The following is a 19,180-nucleotide window of genomic DNA, read 5'->3' as shown; positions in this document are numbered from 1 at the left end:
AACGTTATGCAAAAAATCCCCGGGTTAGAGCCCGAGGATTTTTTCATGTCTGGATTCTATCGCCTAACGGTTCCAGGATGGAGCGCCAACTAAAGGCGCTTAAGGACAGCCTGTGCGTGGTGGTAGAAGCCTTCTTCCATTGCAACAGCGGCGATAGCCTTTGCGTTCTTCTTGATGGCCTTTTCGCTGTAGCGGATGATGGACATACGCTTCAGGAAGTCATACACACCGAGAGGGCTGAAGAAGCGGCCAGTGCCGTTGGTAGGCAGCACATGGTTGGGGCCAGCGAAGTAGTCGCCCACCGGTTCAGAAGACCAGTGACCGATAAACACGGCGCCAGCGTTTTCGATCTGGGCGGCCATGGATTCAGCTTCGTCGGTCATGACTTCCAGATGTTCCGGAGCAATCTTGTTGGCGATGGCAACGCCATCGAACCAGTCCTTCACCACGAGAATTCGGCCGAAGTTATCCAGCACCTTCTGGAGCAGTTCCTTCTTGGGGGAATTTTCAACCTGGATGTCTACGCAGGCAGAAATCATCTGGGCAGTTTCCATGTCGTCGGTAATGCAGATGGCGGCTTCGAAACCGGAACCGTGTTCCGCCTGGGAAAGCAAGTCTGCAGCAACGAAGTCAGGATCGGCAGTCTTGTCGGCCATGACGAGAACTTCGGAAGGACCAGCCACCATGTCGATGTCTACGACACCGAAGACTTCCTTCTTGGCGACGGCGGCGAAAACATTACCCGGGCCCACAATCTTGTCGACGCGTTCAACGATGGTCTTGCCCTTGGCGTCCTTGGCACCGTAAGCCAACAGGCCAATAGCCTGTGCGCCACCGATGTGGTAGACTTCGGTAATGCCCAGCTGCTGCAGCACGAAGGCCACGGCGCGGTTGATTTCGCCCTTGATGGGAGTAACCACAACGATATCCTGAACACCTGCGACGAGAGCAGGCACAGCGTTCATGATCACGGTGCTGGGGTAAATGCCTGCGCCACCGGGAACATAGAGGCCCACGCGCTTCATGGGGCGGATGCGCTGACCGAGGACAACGCCGTCCTTACCTTCCATGAGCCAGGATTCTTCCATCTGGTTCTGGTGGAAATCGCGGACGTTCTTGATGGCCTGCTTGAGAGCCTTCTGCAAATCAGCGGGGCACTTGGCGGCAGACTTTGCAATTTCCTTTTCAGAGACGCGGATATTCTTGCCCTTGAGGCCGTCGAACTTCTGAGCGTATTCCACAGCCTTGGCGTAGCCACCCTTCTTGATGTCAGCCAGGATGTCTACAACCTTGTTATAAATTTCGCGGCTGGGAGCAACTTCGCGACCGCAAATGCGTTCAATTTCCTTAGAGCTAGGAGTAGCCTTAACTATTTGCATTTCTTAGTTTCCTTCAAAATCTTGTAGCACAGACCATCCATCAAGGCAAGCCAGCTGGCTTCGATGATGTTGGTGCTGACACCTGCCACATTCCAGTGTTCCTTGTCGTCACCGAAGGTAGTCCATACGCGGACCAGTGCGTCGGAACCGACGGAAGAACCCAGAACGCGGACCTTAAAGTCGTCCAGGCGGACCTTGGCCATATACGGGAAGAACGGGAGCAGTGCCTTACGCAACGCTGCATCCAGAGCGTTCACCGGACCGTCACCTTCGCTCACCTGATGGCTGATCTTGTCACCAATCTTCAGCTTGACGCTGGCCTGGGAAACAGACACACCTTGCGGGGTCTTGTCTTCGGTGACGCGGTAGTTCATGAATTCAAAGGGTGCGGTGAACATACCTAGCTGGCGATACACCAGCATCTTGAAGCTGGCTTCGGCGGAGTCGAAGTGCCAGCCTGCGTTTTCCTTTTCCTTGATGGCGAGCAGGAGCTTTGCCACCATGGGATCCTTCTTGTCGATGCCCGGCTTGATAGCCTTCAGCTTTTCAACCACGAGAGAACCACCAGCCTGATCGCTGGTGACGAACACGCGGTCATTGCCCACGGAGTGCGGGTCCACATGTTCAAAGCTGCGGGAAACCTTCATGACGCCATCGATATGTGCGCCGCCCTTATGAGCAAAAGCAGCCTCGCCCACGTACGGTGCGCGGACATCGCTAGCCAGATTCACAATCTGGTCTACGCTCAGGAACAGCTTGCGAAGTCCAGCCATCTTCTTGGCAGCAAAGAACTTTGCGCCCATCTTGAAGACCAGGTCAGCCATGATGGTGGTGAGGTTTGCGTTACCGCAACGTTCGCCATAACCGTTAACAACGCCCTGAATCATAGAGGCACCGGACTTCACGGCATAGATGCTGTTTGCCACAGCAAGGCCGGAGTCGTTATGCACATGGATACCAAGGGGAACGTCTACGTGTTCCTTAACGGCTTCAAAAATTTCTTCCAATTCCCAAGGCATGGTACCGCCATTGGTATCGCAAAGCACGATGAAATCAGCACCACCGAGGGCAGCAGCCTTCAGGGTTTCGATAGCATATTCCGGATTAGCCTTATAACCGTCGAAGAAATGTTCGGCGTCGTAAATAACTTCCTTGGAATGTTCCTTCAGGAATTCGATGGAAGACTGGATCATGTCCAGGTTTTCTTCCAGTGTGGTATGAATAACTTCTGTAACGTGGAGATCCCAGCTCTTACCGAAAATGGTCTTCACGGGAGCTTCGGACTTCACCAATGCCTGGAGCAGCGGATCCTTCTCGGGAAGGATCTTCGGACGACGAGTACTGCCGAAGGCGCAAATCTTGGCGTGCTTCAGCTTAAGCTTTTTCACTTCGCGGAAATATTCTTCGTCGGTAGGATTGCTGGGGTTTGGCCAGCCGCCTTCAATGTAATCAATACCGAAAGAGTCAAGAATTCGAGTAATCTGGAGTTTGTCGGCCAGAGAGAGACTAATCTTGCGATCTTGATTGCCGTCGCGCAGCGTGGTGTCATAAATGCAAACTTTCTTCATGACGGCAAATTTAGTAAATCGAAATATGAAGAAAGTTAAGTACGAATTATGAATTACGATTTACAAGATAAAATTGAAAACATGCACGAAAGTTTTCGCTTGACTTACTTTAGCGGATGGCACTCTTCGAGTGCATCCATTTCGTTCGTCAAATCAAAGTATGCGAGCATACTTTCGCTTGGCTCACTTCAACGGGTTTGCGTCGCTCTTGTACCATTCCATGAACTTGGCGATGCCGTCGTGGAGGCTCCAGTGGGGCTTGTAATCGCACTGCTGTTCCAGCTTGGTGGTATCGGCATTGGTCTGGTAAACGTCGCCAGGCTGCATCGGGAGGAAATCCTTCTTGGCAGGTTCACCGTAGGCATTCTCGATTTCACTAATGAAATCCATCAGCTTTACAGGATTGCTGCAACCGATGTTAAAGATGCGGTAAGGCACGCCGTTTTCACACTTGGCAGCATCCGGTTCGCGGTCCAATACATGAATGGAACCTTCGGCAATATCGTCGATATAGGTGAAGTCGCGGATCATGTCGCCGTTGTTGAAAACCTTGATAGCCTCGCCCTTGCTGATGGCCTTTGCAAAAAGCATGGGAGACATATCGGGGCGGCCCCATGGTCCATAAACGGTAAAATAACGCAGGCCAGTGACCTTGATTCCATACAACTTAGCGTAGGAATGGGCCATCAGTTCGTTGCTCTTCTTGCTTGCCGCATAAAGACTAACCGGAGAATCCACCTTGTCGTCTTCGGAATACGGCACCTTGCTGTTAAGACCATAAACGGAACTACTGGAAGCAAACACCAGGTATGGTACCTTTGTATTACGGCAAGCTTCAAGAACATTCAAGAAACCCACCATGTTGCTCTGCATGTAGGCGTAAGGATTAGTAATGGAATAGCGAACGCCAGCCTGGGCTGCAAGGTTCATCACCTTGTCAAACTTTTCCGCAGCGAACAGCGCATCCAGGGATTCCTTGTCGGAAATGTCCATGCGGATGAATCGGCAATTGGACCACTTGGAACTGGTAAGCATCTTACCAAATTCAAAGTCATCGTTGGGTTGCTCAAAACCGTTCTCACGAAGACGGCCGTACTTCAAACGCTGATCGTAGTAATCGTTGATGTTGTCAAGACCAACAACCTCATCGCCACGACTAGCAAGCATCTGGGAAATCTTCGATCCAATGAATCCTGCAGCACCAGTTACCAATACTTTCATCCAAAAACCTCGTTTATGGTGTAAAGATAAAAAAAGAGCGGTCAAACAACCGCTCTCTTAAATTCAAAAGCTACTTCTTTTTCTTCTTGTAGCTACCGTAGTGACCATAGCCACCGTAACCACCATATCCGCCATAGCCATGTCCATCGGATTCGCAGTGGTTCAACACTAAAGCATGCGGCTTGTTGCCACAACGTTCGATCTTGATCATAGTTTCCTTGATCTGATCCATGGAATGACGACCGTAATGGAGCACGAACAGAGCAAAGTCCACCACGGGGAAGATCAGTTCGGAATCCGTCACCAGATTCAGGGGCGGAGTATCCACAATAATCGTATCGTAGCTCTTGGATGCATAATCAAGGATTTCCTTGAACTTGGTTCCACGCAGCAATTCACTGGGAGACACGTCGGTTGCACCAGCGCCAATTACATACAAATTCTTCGTAATAGAATCTGCCACGGCATCTTCCAGAGAGCATCTGCCGGAAAGGATATCACCAAGGCCAAGCTTATGCTTACTGTAAACCACACCGCGACGCATGTCGGCATCGATCAACAAGGTCTTCTTGCCGGAGCCCGCATAAAGCGCAGCAAGATTCTTGGAAACGAAAGACTTACCAACGCCAGGAATCATACCGGTAACCATGATGACCTTCTGTTCTCCGACAGAGAAATCAATGGCCGTGTAAAGAGAACGGAATGCTTCACTAGCAGGATCTTCTGGGTCCTCCTCCACCAACGGCAGAGTGTTCTTGCCCTTCTTACGGATTGCAAGAATCTTGTTTTCAGACTTGGGAATCTTGGCATAGACGCTAACGCCAGTTTCGCGTTCGATTTCAAGAGAACTACGAACACCGCGCTTAGTCATCTGCAGCAAGTAAATCAGCAAGGCACCAAGGAGGAATGCACCGGCAACGCAACCGGCAAAGATGACCTTCTTGTTGGGCTTAGAGGGCTTGCGTTCAATCTGGGCATAGTCCACAATACGAACGTTACCCACTTCTCCTGCGCGAACCACACGGAGCTGCTGGATGTTGTTGAGCATGGAAGTATACTGCGCATTATTAACAGCCACTTCTTCCTGGAGGCTCAAGACTTCCTGCTGGGTCAAGGGCATCTTGGCTGCGGAAGACTTTAGCTTACCCAATTCGGCACGAAGACGGTCCTGCTGTTTCTGGATAGTTACAATAGCCGGATGTTCTTCCTTGAACAGACGAGTTGCCTCTTGACGATCCTGTTCCAACTTAAGAATCTGACGTTGCAAGTCCGTTTCCTTTTCCAGGTGGACTCGGGTTTCACCGCTCATATCAACGGAACCAATCTTATGGCGGTAGTCGGCCAACTTGCGTTCAGCGGTGTCCAACTTGGCCTTAACACCGGGCAGCTGATTTTCAAGGAATTCCAAAGTCTTTTCTGCTTCAGCACTGCGCATTTCAACATTCTGACGCAGATAGATGTTTGCAATGGAATTCAAGATGGCCGCTGCACGATCGGGGTACTGGTGAGTATAGGAAACACCGATGATGCCGGTCTGCTTGCCTTTTTCAGCCACATTAAGCTTGGAAACAAGACCGCGAACAGCATCCAGGGGATCGCTTTCAGCAATAACAAATAGCTGTCCCGGTTCAGCACGCATGAGCTTCACCTTGATTACCAAAGTATCGCCGGCATAGGGAGCGACGACTTCTTCACCGATCTTACCCCTAACCAATTCCTTTTCTTCGGGGGTGATTACCACGAACTCATCTTCGCCGACGGTCTTGGCATACCACTTTTCGGTAATTGCAATTTCGGGAATATGCAGCTTCTCGAGATCCATACGACCTTCCTTATGGGTAAGTCGCTTCAGGGGATCTTTCGGATACGCATTGAAACAAAGGTGTTCCTGTTCTACCACATAGCTAAGAACCATACGGCTCTTAAGAAGTTCAATTTCGGCTTCGGCAGGGCTGGCCACATCAAGAAGGGCACCCATTTCACCCATAGCCTTACCGGCCTTGTTACCCTTCACGTCGATCTGCAAAAGGGCATCACTGGTGTATTCCGGGCGCATCCAGTTGGATGCCAGAAAACCGACAACACAGCCAACAATTATACAGAAGCCAAGGAAAAGCTTGTGCTTGAGAAGAATCCCAAGAACCTCAAGAAGATCAATTTCATCATCCTGCTTTGCAGATGAATTGCTAGACTGAGAAAAATTCTGAGAATTTTGTTCCATTAATTGTACCTAAAACAAGCCAACGTTATTTTTGGGAAAGATAGTAAACTCCATGATACATTGAAAGGTTTTCGTAGCATTTTTGTCTTGAAAAATTGTCCATAAACGGAAAAAGCCCCAGGATTTAACCTGGGGCTCCCATTGCCTAAAAAGTAGGAATTACTTGGATTTCTTGGCCTTAGCAGCGGGCTTCTTTGCAGCAGCCTTCTTGGCCGGCTTTGCAGCCTTGGCAGAAGCCTTGCAGAAGTCAACGTAAGCCTTCAGCACGTCGCAGAACACTTCATCCGGAGTGTTGTCGCCAACGATGTGGGAAATGATCTTCTTATTGTACTTGGAAAGAACCTTGGCGGTGGATTCCTTGTAAACCTTGAGACGGTTCTTGATGACGGCTTCGTCAGCGTCATCCTTACGGCCTTCGATCTTGGCACGGTTCAGGAGGCGAGCAACGATGGTAGCTTCGTCCTTGATGTCGAGAACGAAGATGTGCTTCACGTCAACAATGGATTCGATGAGCTTCACCTGTTCAACGGTACGAGGAATGCCGTCCAGGAGGAGGGTATCCTTTTCCGGGTTCAGCTTGTTGGTGTTCACCAGGCCTTCAACATAGCGGCCGAAGATTTCGACGGTTGCTTCGTTAGGAACCAGGAGACCCTTGCTGGAGTAAGAAGCAAGGAGCTTGCCGGATTCGCTGGAAGGAGCGATGCCGCGGAAGATGTCACCAGTGGAAAGGTGCTTGAGAGAAGTGGTAGCAGCGAGCTTTGCGCCCACAGTGCCCTTACCGGAACCCGGTGCACCGAAGATAAGAACGGCAGAAATCTTAGCCATTTTGTAACCTCTTAGGTTTGTTGTTAAAAAAAATCAAAGCGAAAGATAGAAAAAACTACGTAGAAGGCAATGCCTCGGAGGTAAACTTCAACTTTCCTTCTGCCACATCGATAGATATGGTAGAAAAGTCGCTGTAAATTCCCAGAAGCAGTCCCTCGGCAATTTCGTCTTCAATCAGTTGCTGGATGGAACGACGGATGGGGCGAGCTCCCAAAGCGGAATCGTAATTGTGAGTCACCACAAATTCCTTTGCAGCCTGGGAGACCTCCAAGAGGATACCTCTTTCAGACAAGTTCTTCTGGAGGAAAGCCAGCTGGATATCCACCACAGAACTCAAGTCTGACTTGGTCAACGGACGGAATACGATTTGTTCGTCAATACGGTTCAGGAACTCCGGAGAGAACACACGCTTGACTTCCTCGCGGATCGCAGTTTCCATGCGTTCGTAGTCGTCAGTCTCCCCCATCTTGGTAAAGCCCATGCCGGAGCTATGACGGACTTCGCGAGCGCCGGCATTACTTGTCATGATGATAATGGTGTTCTTAAAGTTAATCTTACGGCCATAGCTATCCGTAAGGATTCCATCGTCAAGAATCTGCAAGAGCAGGTTATACACGTCAGGATGAGCCTTCTCGATTTCGTCAAGAAGTACGACACAGTAAGGACGCTTACGGACCTTTTCTGTCAGCTGACCGCCGTTGTCTTCATAACCCACGTATCCCGGAGGAGCGCCAATCAAACGGCTGATACTGTGCTTTTCCATGTATTCGCTCATATCTACACGAATCATGGAATCTTCGCTACCAAACAGGCTGAGGCTCAGGACCTTGGCAAGTTCAGTCTTACCAACACCTGTAGGACCAAGGAACAGGAAACTTCCCATGGGGCGCTTAGTATCGCGAATTCCTGCACGGGTACGACGAATTGCCTTTACAACGGCGTCCACAGCCTGGTTCTGTCCGATAACACGTTCCTTGATTTCATCGCCCAGCTTCAGCAGCTTCTGGGTTTCTTCTCCAGCAAGACGGCTAACCGGAATACCGGTCATCTTGCTAATGCAGTCGCGGATCTCATTTTCATCCACCACAGGCATCTCACTGGAATCTTCCTTATTGATTGCATCACGACGTTCCGCAATCTTTGCAGTCAAAGCCTCGATCTTATCACGAAGAGATGCGGCGGTTTCATACTGCTGTTCTGCAATAGCAACTTCCTTCTGCTGCATCGCATCTGCCAATTCATCTTCCATCTCCTTCAAGTCCTGAGGAGTACGGATGGAACTAAGACGGACGCGGGCACCGGCTTCATCCAGGACGTCAATAGCCTTATCCGGCAAGAAGCGGTCGCTAATGTAGCGTTCAGCCAAAGTTACAGAAGCGCGGATTGCCTCAGGAGTATAACGGACCTTATGGTGCTGTTCATACTTGGCGCGCAGACCTTCCAGAATCTGGATAGAATCCTCAGAAGAAGGAGGATTTACCACGATGGTCTGGAAACGACGTTCGAGGGCAGCATCCTTCTCGATGTACTTACGGTACTCGTCAATAGTGGTAGCGCCTATGCACTGCAACTCACCTCGGGCAAGAGCGGGCTTGAAAATATTGGATGCATCCAGCGCACCTTCGGAACCACCTGCGCCAACAATGGTATGCAATTCGTCGATGAAGAGGATGACCGAATTGTCGACACGCTGAAGTTCCATGATGAGACCCTTAACGCGTTCCTCAAACTGACCGCGGTACTTAGTGCCAGCCACCATGGCAGCAACATCCAGGCTAACCACACGCTTGTTTGCCAAAAGTTCAGGAATCTTCTTCTGGGCAATCTTCAAGGCAAGGCCTTCAATAATGGCAGTCTTACCAACGCCGGGTTCACCGATCAAGGCCGGATTATTCTTCTTGCGACGACAAAGAATCTGGACAAGGCGTTCAATTTCAGCTTCACGTCCGATAATCGGATCCAGCTTTCCCTGACGAGCCATAGCCGTAAGGTCTCGGCCAAAGTGTTCCAAAATAGGAGTCTTGGTTCGTGTTTCTCGACGCTGCTGCTGACGAGTCTCGCCGCCCACCCTGCTTTGGCCTTCGGGCTGTTCATTAGGATATGCATCGCCGGCGTCCCCAGAAACCTGGTCATCCATGGAGGCCCGTTTTATCTGCATCAGGGCGTTCTGGAAATTTTCGTAAGTCACGCCAAACGTAGACAGGGTCCCTGCTGCAGGAGAATCACTCTGCTGCAAGATGGCAAGCATCAAATGTTCCGGGCCAATGTACTGGTCTTCTTCTTCCTTGGCAATCTTTGCTGCATTGAACAGGGCGGCCTTACAACGAACCGTAAAGGAAAGCAACGAGCCATGGGCATCTCCAACGGTCATCATACCACCATTTGTGGTAAGGGAATGCTGGATAGTTTCACCCAGTTCATTCAAGTTGACGTTAAGAGCACGTAAGGTCTCAGCGGCAAAGCCAGAATCTTCGCGAACAAGTCCCAGCAAAAGGTGTTCAGAGCTAATACTATCATTACCAAGATTGCGAGCCGCCATTCGAGCGGCCTGCAAAACAGCCTTGGCCTTCTTAGAAAAAATTCCGTTAATATCAGGCATACGTTTAAGCCCCCTGAATAACGCCGCCATGCATTACCACACGGCGCTTTGCAAAGTTGGCAAGCATTTCGTCATGAGTTACAATCAGGAAAGCCTGATTGAATTTTTCGTTCAATTCTCCAATCAATTCATTCAGTTTGGCTGAATTTTCCTCATCCAGGTTTCCGCTAGGTTCATCAGCAAGGACAAGGTCCGGATGATTCATCAATGCACGAGCAATGGCAATGCGCTGACGTTCACCACCAGAAAGTTCCCTGGGTAAGTGTTTCAGGCGGTCCTTCAATCCAACCGTTTCCAAAAGCATCTCGGCACGATCACGACATTCAGCTTCGCTAGTTCCAAGAATTCTCCCTGGAATACAGACATTTTCAAGAGCAGTAAATTCACTAAGCAAATGATGGAACTGAAAAACAAAACCCACCTGCACGCGGTGGTACATATCCTTTTCCGCACTACTGAACTTAGATAGAGCCTTCCCCTTAAAGAGGATTTCGCCAGAGGTCGGAGTATCCAACATTCCCACCAAGTTCAAGAAGGTAGACTTGCCTGAGCCCGAAGAACCCGTAAGCGCAACAAGTTCCCCTGCATTCATGGAGAAGTTCACACCCTTCAAGATTTCAAGGTTTTCACCCGTTTCACTGAAGACTCTGCGAAGATTTCGGGTTTCAAGTAAAACTGAGCCCATTTCATCGATCCCGCGCGAAGCGCCTTTATTTAATAGTTCATTATTCATTGTTCATCGTTCAGTCACGAATAAAGAAACCTTACTCGTGACGAATCGCTCCCACAGGATCAAGACGGCTGGCCTTCCAAGCCGGAAGAATGGTGGCGGCAACGCACAAGGCAATGCCAATCACAAAGATGAGAATCACATCCAGGAAGTGCACTGAAATGGGGAAATAAGGAATCACATAGACGTCACCAGGCAAGGTGATAAAGTGATACTTCTCCTGGAACTTGCAAAGGATCAAGCCAATTGAGCCACCTACAATGGTCCCACCCACGCCGATAAAACTACCCATCAGCATGAATACACGCATCACGGCGGCCTTACTGAATCCCATGCTACGAAGAATTCCAATTTCCTTGGTCTTGTCTATTACCACCATGATCAAGGAACTGATAATGTTGAATGCAGCCACGAGAATAATAAGGCAAATGACTGCGGCCACGATGAACTTTTCATAGTTCATCCACTTGAGAAGAGTCAGATTCTTGGTTTTCCAGTCCACAGCATAGTAGGGATAGGTAAGCCAGTTACCAAGACTGTCTACAGCCTCCCCCGCCTTCCAGTGGTCATTCATCTTGAACTGGATGCCCGTTACAGCATTATCGTAGCCAAGCAGCTTCTGCAATTCAGGAATGCCAACATAAGCAAGATTTCCGTCGTATTCGTAAGTTCCCGTTTCGAAAATGCCGCTAACCACGCACATCATCATCTTGGGGCCACCGCCAGACACAGCAGCCTCAGGACTCTGGAAGGTCTGGAGAACAAGCTTGTCGCCAACCACCACGCGAAGACGGTTTGCTAGGCCGGAACCTAAAAGGATTCCCGGGCGACGCTTACCGTTCAAATCCTCCAAGCTATCAACGGAGTAATTTCCCCACTTGATGGAGCTATGGATATTGGTCACACCCTTGGCGGATTCCGTGTCAATACCATAGATGACAATACCGTCATTCACTTTTTTGCTGCTAATACCAATCTTGTAGATGATAAAAGGAGACGCTGCAGTGACACGGGAATCGCGGGTTCGGACTTCGTTGATTAGACTATCGTATGGGGCAATGGGTTCACCATTGTAGGCAATCAGTTCAAAGTGAGCGTCCTTCCCTATCATCTGGGCAGTGACCTCTTCTTCGAAGCCATTGACCGCAGCAAGGGCAACCACCAGCGCAAATACACCGATGGACACTCCAAGCATACTGAAAATACCAATAAGGGATACAAAGAGACTCTTACGCTGAGCCCCTAAGTATCTCCAGGCAATAAGCCATTCCAGTTTATTCATAGAACCTTTGGATTATACTTCCGGCTTCATCAGCGGGAAGAGCTGCACGTCGCGGATGGTTTCCTGGTTGGTGAGCAGCATGATCATACGGTCGATACCGAAGCCCACACCGCCGGTAGGAGGCAGGCCGGATTCGATAGCGTGCAGGAAGTTTTCGTCCATGGGGTGAGTTTCGCCTTCACCACCGCGGCCACGGCGGACCTGGTCTTCCAGAAGTTCGCGCTGGCGCAGAGGATCGTTAAGTTCGGTATAGGCGTTGCCCAGTTCCCAGCCGTTGGCGTAGGGTTCGAACTGTTCAATGAGGCCTTCCTGGGTACGATGCTTCTTGCAAAGCGGAGTAGATTCGGTAGGCATGTCCATGATGAAGGTGGGCTGGATCAGCTGTTCTTCGACGGTCAGTTCAAACAGTTCCAGAATGCCACGGCCACGGCTGAATTCGCCATCCAGATGGCCACCCAGTTCGTCGATCTTGGCCTGGATCTGTTCATCGGACAGGTCGTCCACCTTGATGCCGCCGAACTTTTCGATAGCACCCTTCATGGTGTAGCGGGGCCACGGAGCCTTGAAGTCGATTTCCTTGCCCTGGGTCATGATCTTGGTGGTGCCGTTTGCAGCGATACAGGCGCGTTCGTAGATGTTTTCGAAGTGAACCATCATGTCGTTGTAGTCGGCGTAGGCTTCGTAGAATTCCAGACCGGTGAATTCCGGGCTATGGGTACGGTCCATGCCTTCGTTACGGAAGTTCTTGGAGAATTCGAAAACCTTTTCCATACCGCCCACAATGCAGCGCTTCAGGTAAAGTTCCGGAGCCACGCGCATGTAGAGTGTCATGTCGGCAGCGTTATGGTGAGTGGTGAACGGACGAGCGTTTGCACCACCATAGATGGGCTGCAGGGTCGGGGTTTCCACTTCGATGAAGCCCTTTTCAATCAGGTATTCACGGATGGACTGCATGATCTTGGAACGCTTGATGAACACTTCCTTCACGTCGTCGTTCAGGGCCATGTCCACATAGCGCTGGCGGTAGCGGGTATCCACGTCGGCAAATTCGTTGAACACCACCTTGTTGCCGTTTTCGTCAATCTTTTCCTTGGCAACGGGGAGCGGGCGCACAGCCTTAGAAAGCATGGTCACCTTCTTCACTCGTACGGAGTATTCGCCGCTCTGGGTTTCGAACATGGTGCCGTTTACGCCGATGAAGTCGCCAAGGTCGGTCATCTTTACGATTTCGTAGTTTTCTTCGCCAACTTCGTCGCGGGCGCAAACCACCTGCAAGCGGCCATAACGGTCCTTCAGGTGCATAAAGCACATCTTGCCCTTACGATTGAAACGAACCACACGGCCAGCAAAAGCAACATCTTCACCGCTAGCGATCAGGGCGTCCTTGTTTTCCTTAAGGACCTTGGAATCGTGGGTGCGGTTGAACTTGTGCGGATAGGCTTCGATACCCATTTCCTTGAACTTTTCGAGCTTGTCAAGGCGGGCCTTCACCTGGTCATTCATATCGGGCATATTGACGTTAATCATGATTATCTACCTTATTCTTGTAAAGGGATTAATTTTCGAACGAAACAAATGTAGAAAATTCAAAAAAAGAAGTCCCGACAGAACATCGGGACTGATGGAAAAACAAGACAAACTACAGTTCTTTATGCCTACGCATATCACGGATGTTCCTGGGAAGGACTTCCTTATGCCATTTTATCCATTCGTCGTAGTAGATGTAGAGTTTTTCCTGCTTACGGAAATTACGGCCATGGACAATGCGGCGGCCGTTCCTTACTTCCACAGGAATGGCAATATGAAGGCATTCATGATAGACCACTCCGGCTACTGCATATGTAGGGCAATTTGCAGCATCGTAACCTTTACTGATGCTGATAAGGTGAAAATCCTCGCCAGTTATGGGATCCTTGCGGACAGTATGATAACTTAGGCCACCCACGCGATTGCTCCAGGTAATTCTACAGGTCAGCGAATTTTCAAAATAGGTGTCATTAATCGCTGCCAGGATATCATTCAAATTATGATACTTACCCTGAGGACGAATAGGAGGAATCCTGCTTTTTGCAGATAAACTAACCTCTCCCTTATCCGACAAGATTTGATCCACAACTTCCCAAAATCTCGTAACAAGATCCTTGATTGCGGCCTTATTCTTTACAGTCTTCCGGCGTATAGCATGTTCCGCCCATTCCGCAGCAAGTTCACGAGCCTGGGCGAATTCCTCACCTTTCATGTATTCCGGAAGAATTACCTCCGGGTGACCAAAAAGTACACCGCCCTTGCAGCGGATGCTCTTCTTTAACAGAGGATTATACTTGAAGTGGACAAGACCATTCGCGGAAACCGTATTGGGAATTTTCGGTTTCTCAGTCTTTACTTCGGGCGCACCGAAGAGATCCATCTGTATGCCAAACAAGTTCATCAGTTGGAACCTGCACTATACTTGGAACCAATAACACCTTCGTATCCATTCAAGGCAAGCAGCCCCCCGAAATAACTTTCAGGAAGATCTAACAAACCGTAATGTTCGGAGATACCATAGACAGCATTCTCGATGTTGTCGGGAAGATACACTATATAGCTGTCGTTGTCAGGAGACTGCAGATGTTCCGGTGTACAGAACTTGGGATCGGTCTCGCTAAAATACATTCGGCAGGATACAGGTCTTATAGGATAGGCCATGCAATCCCCCACCGGATTGGAGAAGGGACATGGTTTCCAGGCGCTAAAGTAGTCATGCAAAGCCAAGTCCTCGGCCTTGTCATCAAAATCATCTTCCGAATCGTTTTCAATGTCAGTCTTGGAAGTTGATTCAGCAGCGCTGTTTTCGGCCTTGCGCTTTTCGTAGAACCCTTCAAACATGGAAGACCTTATCTGACAGGCTTCCATAATGTCAAGCAGGTTGTCTCGTTCCCTAAGATTTACATAAAGGTATACAAGTTCAAAGGGTTCAACCGACATGGGATAGTGGTGACAGCAGTTCCCACAGGCAGGCCTGCACTGGATTGGCCTTGGCTGCTGGGGTAAAACAGCCTTAAGGTACTGCTCGTAAAGTTCATGGTACCTTTTGGTAAACTCAAGAATCCTGGGGATTTCCGTCACAAGATTATCGGGACCGATGGCGCATTCCCGCCCCAGAGACTGAGCCAGGGCGTCCAAGCGGTCTCTTTCGGCCCCTAAAAGGGCTGCCAAACGCATCTCAGCCACCTTGAAGGCCTTGGTCGGAAAGTATTCTCTGTAGGATTCCATATATACAATGTATTAAAAATATCAATGATTAAGGTTATTCGGCCAATAAAAAAAGAATTCCCTTATTTTTTCGTAAGAAAATGTTATCTTTTTGAAAAATTGGAATTTTTACGATGAAAAAACAATTTCTGAAGAATTTTATACCAGCTACAGTGCTAACCTGCACCCTCGGTTTGGTGAGTTGCAACATCTTCAATCCCACCGAAGATGTTAACATCAAGAGCGACGATGCTGCAGCCTTGACCTACGAAGGCTACCTGCACTACCAGAAGAACGAATACACTCTGGCTCGTGAATACTTTGAAAAGGCCATTGCCGCCGACTCCTCCTACTCCGAGGCCTGGTACGGCCGCGCCAAGGCAGCACTGAACATGCAGCCGGGCCTGAACATATTCGAGCTGCTGTCTTATGCCAAGAACGACGGCGGCGAAAACAACGCCATGACCACATTCTCGAACATGGACGAGGAAGAGGCTAAGCTCCTGGCTAAGGGAATCGACTCCGTATTCTACTTCCTGGACCCCTTCGTCAAGCGCGAACGTGAAGGCAAGACCGACGGACATGTGAAGTTCAGCCAGTTCTCCGGCAGCTATTCCATCCTTAAAATGGCCCAGAGCGGTCTTATGCTCCGCGGCAGTATGATGGACATTTCCAACCTGCTGATCTTTGACGGACAGAACATCTCCGTCAACGTCAACGCCATTATCGAATCCGTCGAGAACTTCACCGAGGTGATGGACGTGGCCGACGAACTGATCGACGCTTTGGTTGAAAACCCTGACCTGGCCTACAACGTTCTTGAATCCGTCTACCCCGAAGTAGCAGAGAACTTCACTTCCACCGGCATCGTAAATGCCTTGAAGCTTGCTCAAGGTGGCATGGAAGCAACCAACAGCACCATGAAGCAGTTCGGTGCGGAACGAGCAGCCGTGTTCGTCGCCGGTAACAGCATGGATGACGATGGCGATGGTTGCGTCGACGAAGAAGTCATGGATGGTTACGACAACGACGGCGACGGCGAAATCGACGAAGACTCCCGCCCCACGGAAAACGTCGACCGTTACGACGCCGAAGCACTGTTGGCTTACTACGACAACGATCCCGTTGCCTTTGAATACTTCTACGGTCACCCTTACGACAATGTCTACGAAGTTAAGTTTACCGAGGCCACCAAGTACGTGGACACCGATGGTAACGGAGCTCCCTCCTATCTTGACCCCGCTGAATGGACCTTCATCTACGACGAACAGAAAGTCCGCTACAGCAAGAACGACTACAGATTCCAGTTTGCAGAAAACCTCAAGTGGGTTCCCGCACCGGAAGACAAGGACATCTACTTCTACAAGGAAAAGCTCCGCAAGGATCCGTTCAACCCTGACTACAACCTCAAGTGGCGTCAGGAACATATCGGCGGTTGCTGGAACAACTACCACTCCGAATCCGACCCGTCCTACATCCAGTGGTTCGTGGGGAGGGAATAAGACATGAAACGTATTTTTGCTCTCATCGCATGCATGGCCCTCGCAACCGTCAGCTTTGCAGCCAAGGCTCCCACCCATCACTCTCTGCGAGCAGAAGCCATGGGTAACGCTCATGTGGCTGTTGTCGACGACAAGGAAGCCATCTATTTCAACTACGCCGGTCTAAACCAGATTAACCGTCTGGGAAACTACGAAAAGAGACCGGAACAGGGATATTACCCCCGTAACTTCATTGGCGATATGCGCTTGAACTTGGGTGGAGCAGGGCCCTTCGAAAAGTACTTCTCTACCTATAACGACGTAAAGGACTTGCAGGAACTTTACCAGCGTGCAGCCGATGTGGCTAAGGCTCTGGGACTCAGCAGCACCAATGTGCTGATGGATTCTTTGACCGCCCATCCGGAACTGATCCACACAATGAACTCTTATGACCACAAGAGCCTTGACATGCGCATCAAGATGGATGCTGAAATGGCATTCCACAACTTTGGCGGTGCAGTCTGGGTTGATGGTTCCATTGCTCCTTACCTGGACGGCGGCCTTATCCTCCCCTACATGGCTGTAGATACCTTCTACATCGATGCAGTGATGCAGGCTGGTGTGGCATACGGCTTTACAGACAACCTTTCTATCGGTCTTGGCGGTAAGATTGCAAAGCGTCAGAAGGTTGAAGCGATCACCCTCGACGTTATGAACTATGGCACCCTGCAGGACACCCTGGAAGACCGCTATCATGACGCAACCGACCACATCTTCGACTTCAACTCCATTTCTGCAGGTTTGGATGTCGGCGTTCTCTACCAGCTGACTCGCGAATTCCGTCTGGGTCTTTCTGTAAGAGATATCTATTTCAAGGAACTGAGCGGAGACAAGATTACACCTAACGTCAGCGCCGGTTTCAACTACAGCCCCCGCTTCTTCAACAAGAACACTGGCTATGCTCGTAAGTTCAACATCGCAATGGACTACGCCGATGCGATCTCCGACGAGAACAACTATAAGCCTCTTTCCCATTTGAACTTCGGTTTGGAAGTGGAACAGAACATTTTGGCCTGGCCTGGCTACAACAATGAAATCCGCGCACTGGCACTTCGCGTTGCTGGCGGTTTCAAGGGTGGCTACCCCACAGCCGGTATCGGTCTTGAAGTTCTCCGTTTCTTCACCTTCGAACTTGCAACATGGGCTGAAGAACGTGGCTACTACACCGGTCAGGATGAAGAACGTGTATACATGGCAGAAATCAGTCTCGGTTTCTAGTTTATAGTCCAGATTGATTATAGCTCGCGACCTTGGTCGCAAAACAACGCGGCGAAAGTCGCGTTTTTTGATGGAATGGCCATTGTATTCCAAAAGCAGCTTTTGCATTTTTTAATTTTGTGAAATGTTCACCCTTAAGCCTCACGCAGGAATTCCCCGCTCCCTCACGTTGATGCTTGCCATTATGGCGGGCATTTCGGTGGCGAACATTTATTACTGCCAGCCTCTGCTGAACATGATCCGCATGGACATGGGGATTTCGGAATTCTACGTGAATCTCATGCCGGTGCTCACACAGGTGGGTTACGCCCTGGGTCTGCTTTTTATCGTGCCGCTGGGCGACATGATTGACCGCCGCCGCATCGTACTCGTGAATTTCACCTTGCTGATTTTCGGGCTTATCTCCATCTACTTTTCTACAAACGCCGTGACGCTTCTGGCAGGATCCTTCATTACTGGTATCTGCTCCGTGACGCCGCAAATCTTTATGCCCATGGTTTCCCTGTTTTCAAGGCCCGACGAAAAGGAACTGAAAACCGGCATGGTCTTAAGCGGCCTCCTTACGGGAATTCTCGCCTCCCGTGTGTGCAGCGGCCTTGTAGGCGAATGGTTTGGCTGGCGTTCCATGTTCCTCATTGCCGCAATGATGATGCTCGCCTCCACCGCCATCGTCTTTAAAGTTCTGCCCAATGTGCCCACCACTTACCGCGGCACATTTTTCAGCATGCTGAAATCCATCGGGGAACTTTTTGTGCGGTTCTCCCAGGCACGAATCTACAGCATCCGCTCGGGATTCGCCTTCGGCTCCTTTTTAGCGCTGTGGGCATGCCTCGCCTTCCGTATGAAGCAAGCGCCCTTCTTCCAGGACAGTAAAACCGTTGGGCTTCTGGGACTCTGCGGAATCGCCGGCGCCCTCACCGCTTCTCGCATCGGCAAGTACATCAAACGCTTCGGCGTAGAAAAATTCTGCAACGCAGGCAACTTCCTCATGGCCACCGCCTGGGCCACCTTCTACTTCGGAAGCAACAGCTACGCCGCCATCATCGTGGGCATCATCCTCATCGATATCGGCATGCAATTTATCCAGTTGGGCAATCAAAGCTCCGTCATGAAACTCTGCCCCGAAGCCACCAGCCGCATGAACACCATCTTCATGACCATCTACTTTATCGGCGGCTCCCTAGGCACATTCCTTTCCGGCTCCTTCTGGACGCTCTGGGGCTGGAACGGCACCGTCCTCGCCGGCCTTCTCCTCACCGCACTCTCGTTTATAACAACTGCAGTCAGTTATTGCAGAAAGTAAGGTGCGTGGCGCAAGCGCACTCCCACGCGTCTCGGCAGTACGAACAGTGTTCGCGTTAC

14 protein-coding genes are annotated in these 19,180 nt (G+C 50.2%); 3 read left to right on the top strand and 11 right to left on the bottom strand.

What is annotated here, in order from left to right:
* Positions 1–89: 89 nt before the first annotated feature.
* The 11 genes from hisD to MJZ26_11090 form a co-directional block, all read right to left on the bottom strand.
* The gene (gene hisD, locus MJZ26_11140) at positions 90–1,379 is read right to left on the bottom strand and encodes a histidinol dehydrogenase (GenBank protein MCQ2106333.1); all 1,290 of its coding nucleotides are present in this window, start codon (positions 1,377–1,379) and stop codon (positions 90–92) included.
* Positions 1,370–2,947 carry a citramalate synthase gene (gene cimA / locus MJZ26_11135; GenBank protein ID MCQ2106332.1) on the bottom strand — a complete coding sequence of 526 codons (1,578 nt, stop codon included), beginning with the start codon at positions 2,945–2,947 and terminating at the stop codon, positions 1,370–1,372. Before cimA ends, hisD begins: the two co-directional genes overlap by 10 nt.
* Positions 2,948–3,130: 183 nt before the next feature.
* Complete coding sequence (locus MJZ26_11130; GenBank protein ID MCQ2106331.1) at positions 3,131–4,168, bottom strand: NAD-dependent epimerase/dehydratase family protein; 1,038 nt, start codon at positions 4,166–4,168, stop codon at positions 3,131–3,133.
* Positions 4,169–4,238: 70 nt separating this feature from the next.
* A complete protein-coding gene (locus tag MJZ26_11125; GenBank protein ID MCQ2106330.1) occupies positions 4,239–6,389 on the bottom strand; it encodes a polysaccharide biosynthesis tyrosine autokinase in 2,151 nt (716 codons plus the stop codon).
* A 159-nt stretch (positions 6,390–6,548) separates the two neighbouring features.
* Complete coding sequence (locus MJZ26_11120) at positions 6,549–7,214, bottom strand: nucleoside monophosphate kinase (protein MCQ2106329.1); 666 nt, start codon at positions 7,212–7,214, stop codon at positions 6,549–6,551.
* Between the two features lie 55 nt (positions 7,215–7,269).
* On the bottom strand, positions 7,270–9,813 hold the full coding sequence (locus tag MJZ26_11115; GenBank protein ID MCQ2106328.1) for an ATP-dependent Clp protease ATP-binding subunit: 2,544 nt from the start codon (positions 9,811–9,813) through the stop codon (positions 7,270–7,272).
* A 4-nt stretch (positions 9,814–9,817) separates the two neighbouring features.
* Positions 9,818–10,498, bottom strand: coding sequence for an ABC transporter ATP-binding protein (locus tag MJZ26_11110; GenBank protein ID MCQ2106327.1), 681 nt, complete (start codon positions 10,496–10,498; stop codon positions 9,818–9,820).
* Positions 10,499–10,577: 79 nt separating this feature from the next.
* Positions 10,578–11,825 carry an ABC transporter permease gene (locus MJZ26_11105; GenBank protein MCQ2106326.1) on the bottom strand — a complete coding sequence of 416 codons (1,248 nt, stop codon included), beginning with the start codon at positions 11,823–11,825 and terminating at the stop codon, positions 10,578–10,580.
* Positions 11,826–11,837: 12 nt separating this feature from the next.
* Positions 11,838–13,352 carry a lysine--tRNA ligase gene (gene lysS / locus MJZ26_11100; GenBank protein ID MCQ2106325.1) on the bottom strand — a complete coding sequence of 505 codons (1,515 nt, stop codon included), beginning with the start codon at positions 13,350–13,352 and terminating at the stop codon, positions 11,838–11,840.
* Positions 13,353–13,464: 112 nt separating this feature from the next.
* Positions 13,465–14,253 carry a SprT-like domain-containing protein gene (locus MJZ26_11095; GenBank protein MCQ2106324.1) on the bottom strand — a complete coding sequence of 263 codons (789 nt, stop codon included), beginning with the start codon at positions 14,251–14,253 and terminating at the stop codon, positions 13,465–13,467.
* Positions 14,253–15,080: a hypothetical protein gene (locus tag MJZ26_11090; protein MCQ2106323.1), complete on the bottom strand. Its 828-nt coding sequence runs from the start codon at positions 15,078–15,080 to the stop codon at positions 14,253–14,255. Before MJZ26_11090 ends, MJZ26_11095 begins: the two co-directional genes overlap by 1 nt.
* 113 nt (positions 15,081–15,193) lie before the next feature.
* Here MJZ26_11090 and MJZ26_11085 point away from each other — a divergent pair, with 113 nt between their 5' ends.
* The 3 genes from MJZ26_11085 to MJZ26_11075 all read left to right on the top strand — a co-directional run bounded on the left by MJZ26_11085 (position 15,194) and on the right by MJZ26_11075 (position 19,121).
* Entirely contained in the window at positions 15,194–16,561 is a 1,368-nt protein-coding gene (locus tag MJZ26_11085) for a tetratricopeptide repeat protein (protein MCQ2106322.1), read from the top strand.
* A 3-nt stretch (positions 16,562–16,564) separates the two neighbouring features.
* Entirely contained in the window at positions 16,565–17,818 is a 1,254-nt protein-coding gene (locus MJZ26_11080; protein ID MCQ2106321.1) for a hypothetical protein, read from the top strand.
* Between the two features lie 124 nt (positions 17,819–17,942).
* Complete coding sequence (locus tag MJZ26_11075) at positions 17,943–19,121, top strand: MFS transporter (protein MCQ2106320.1); 1,179 nt, start codon at positions 17,943–17,945, stop codon at positions 19,119–19,121.
* Positions 19,122–19,180: the final 59 nt, after the last annotated feature.

This window comes from Fibrobacter sp., assembly GCA_024398965.1.
Taxonomy (GTDB): Bacteria; Fibrobacterota; Fibrobacteria; order Fibrobacterales; family Fibrobacteraceae; genus Fibrobacter.
The sequence above is the reverse complement of the archived record's forward strand: the minus strand, read 5'-3'. Positions and strand labels throughout refer to the sequence as shown.

Coding starts and splice junctions, on each gene's coding strand:
- hisD (MCQ2106333.1), bottom strand. CDS start 1,379: ATGCAAATAGTTAAGGCTACTCCTAGCTCTAAGGAAATTGAACGCATT.
- cimA (MCQ2106332.1), bottom strand. CDS start 2,947: ATGAAGAAAGTTTGCATTTATGACACCACGCTGCGCGACGGCAATCAA.
- MJZ26_11130 (MCQ2106331.1), bottom strand. CDS start 4,168: ATGAAAGTATTGGTAACTGGTGCTGCAGGATTCATTGGATCGAAGATT.
- MJZ26_11125 (MCQ2106330.1), bottom strand. CDS start 6,389: ATGGAACAAAATTCTCAGAATTTTTCTCAGTCTAGCAATTCATCTGCA.
- MJZ26_11120 (MCQ2106329.1), bottom strand. CDS start 7,214: ATGGCTAAGATTTCTGCCGTTCTTATCTTCGGTGCACCGGGTTCCGGT.
- MJZ26_11115 (MCQ2106328.1), bottom strand. CDS start 9,813: ATGCCTGATATTAACGGAATTTTTTCTAAGAAGGCCAAGGCTGTTTTG.
- MJZ26_11110 (MCQ2106327.1), bottom strand. CDS start 10,498: ATGGGCTCAGTTTTACTTGAAACCCGAAATCTTCGCAGAGTCTTCAGT.
- MJZ26_11105 (MCQ2106326.1), bottom strand. CDS start 11,825: ATGAATAAACTGGAATGGCTTATTGCCTGGAGATACTTAGGGGCTCAG.
- lysS (MCQ2106325.1), bottom strand. CDS start 13,352: ATGATTAACGTCAATATGCCCGATATGAATGACCAGGTGAAGGCCCGC.
- MJZ26_11095 (MCQ2106324.1), bottom strand. CDS start 14,253: ATGAACTTGTTTGGCATACAGATGGATCTCTTCGGTGCGCCCGAAGTA.
- MJZ26_11090 (MCQ2106323.1), bottom strand. CDS start 15,080: ATGGAATCCTACAGAGAATACTTTCCGACCAAGGCCTTCAAGGTGGCT.
- MJZ26_11085 (MCQ2106322.1), top strand. CDS start 15,194: ATGAAAAAACAATTTCTGAAGAATTTTATACCAGCTACAGTGCTAACC.
- MJZ26_11080 (MCQ2106321.1), top strand. CDS start 16,565: ATGAAACGTATTTTTGCTCTCATCGCATGCATGGCCCTCGCAACCGTC.
- MJZ26_11075 (MCQ2106320.1), top strand. CDS start 17,943: ATGTTCACCCTTAAGCCTCACGCAGGAATTCCCCGCTCCCTCACGTTG.